Raw genomic sequence first — 1,720 nt, 5'->3', positions numbered from 1 at the left:
CCTTGGGCACATAGCGCCACACCACGGCCTGGTTCGGGCTTTCCTCCTGAGTGACCACCGCCTCGATCGGCACGCGCCACTGGCCCTGGGTCGCCGCCGTCAGCTGCTGCATGTCCAGCTCCACGGTGGCGCTCATGCCTGACAGCACGGTGATGTCCTGCGGCTCCGGCAGCGTCAGGGTGACTTCATAGCTCAGCGAGCCCTCGCTGGCGCTGGTGTCGTGCTCCTTGTAACGGGCCGGATAGCGCGACTCGCCACTGCCGAAGCGCACCCAGGCCAGGGCGGCATCCTCAAGGCGCCCGGCCTCGGCACGCTCACGATCGATGGCGCGCACCTGCCGCTCCGGCATGTTGAAGATCACGTCGATCTGCCCCGGCTGCTGCAGCACGGCGATGGTTTCCTGGGCGGCGACCACCTGATAGTTGTCCACCGGCACGCGCGCGATCACCCCGTCATAGGGTGCCTTGAGATAGGTGTAGCTGAGCTGGTCCTGCGCCTGGGAATACTGGGCCTGCGCCGACTGGAATTCGGCCTGCGCCTCATCGAAGCGCGCCCGACTGATGGCGCCCTTCTCCACCGAGTACTTCATGCGCTTGTAGGTCGCCTGCGCCAGATTGAAGCTGGAGCGGGCATTGTTGAGCTCGCTTCTGGCATCGCGATCATCCAGGCGCGCGATCAGCTCGCCCTTCTCGACCTCCTGACCGGCCTGGACCTTGAGTTCACGCAGCTCACCGCCGATACGGAACGACAGGTTGGAGCGCTCCGAGGCCTCGACCACACCGGGGTAGCGCTGGATGACACCGCCGCCTTCATCCGACAGCGACAGCAACTTGACCGGATGCACCTTCTGCTTCTCCAGCGGCGCCTCTTCCTCGCTGCAGGCCGCAAGCCCGAGGGCCAGCACGAGTCCGGCGAACAGCTGAAGGACGCGGCCTCCCCGCCAGGCGAAAGGAGTACGCAGGTGTGGCTTGGCACCAGGTCGAAGTTTCATCAGCGGGCCCTTGAGTCGTTGGAATAAAATGGCACAAGCGAAAATCTGTCATCTGTCCGGCGTGCGCGCTTCGGGGCTGGCTGCCCTCACTGGCGAAGCGCGATCGCGTCCCAGGCCATCTCGAAGGCCTGGTCGAAGCTGGCATGACTGATGGCCGGCAACTGGCAACTGGAGCCCTGCAGCAGGCTGTAGATCGACCGGAACATGAACACCTCGATGAGGGCGAGATCGATCTGCTTGAGGATGCCGGACTGCTGGCCCAGCGCGAAGGCGTCCAGCAAGGGCGCGGCGCGCTCCTGATTGGCCACCCTCAGGGCGTCCTGCATATGGGAAGAGTGCAGAAACTGATCGTGAAAGAGGAACAACGCAGGCTGACGGCGCCCCAGCGCCACCAGGGCATTCCACACCCGACACAGTGCCGACTTCAGCTGCTGGGCGGCCGGCGACAGCGTTGACGGCTCGGCCTCGAATGCCTCTGCCGGCTCGGCCTGGAAGGCCTCGATGGCGACCGCGATGATGCGCCGGCTGACCTCGCGAAAGGTCGCCTCCAGCAGGTCATCCTTGTCGCGGTAGTAGAGATAGAGCGTGCCGGGCGACATGCCGGCGGCACGCGCGATGCGCGCCACGGAGGTCACGGCAAAACCATGCTCGGCCACCTCATGCAGCGTGGCTTCCAGCAACGCCTGCTGCTTGTGTTCATCACGATGGCGCATGGCCCGTCTGCCTCTG

General features: G+C 65.3%; 2 protein-coding genes. Both read right to left on the bottom strand.

All coding sequences use genetic code 11. The annotated features are described in order from the left end of the window. A partial coding sequence (locus AC4FAH_RS03975) for an efflux RND transporter periplasmic adaptor subunit (protein WP_490245660.1) occupies nucleotides 1-991 on the bottom strand: 991 nt, incomplete at its 3' end. A gap of 86 nt (nucleotides 992-1,077) precedes the next feature. After that, complete coding sequence (locus AC4FAH_RS03970; protein ID WP_490245659.1) at nucleotides 1,078-1,704, bottom strand: TetR/AcrR family transcriptional regulator; 627 nt, start codon at nucleotides 1,702-1,704, stop codon at nucleotides 1,078-1,080. Nucleotides 1,705-1,720: the final 16 nt, after the last annotated feature.

This window comes from Cobetia sp. (assembly GCF_983723665.1).
This window is presented reverse-complemented; position numbering and strand designations above follow the sequence as displayed.

Bases quoted from the DNA above. Each gene is read 5' to 3' on its own strand.
- AC4FAH_RS03970 (WP_490245659.1), bottom strand. From the start codon at position 1,704: ATGCGCCATCGTGATGAACACAAGCAGCAGGCGTTGCTGGAAGCCACG.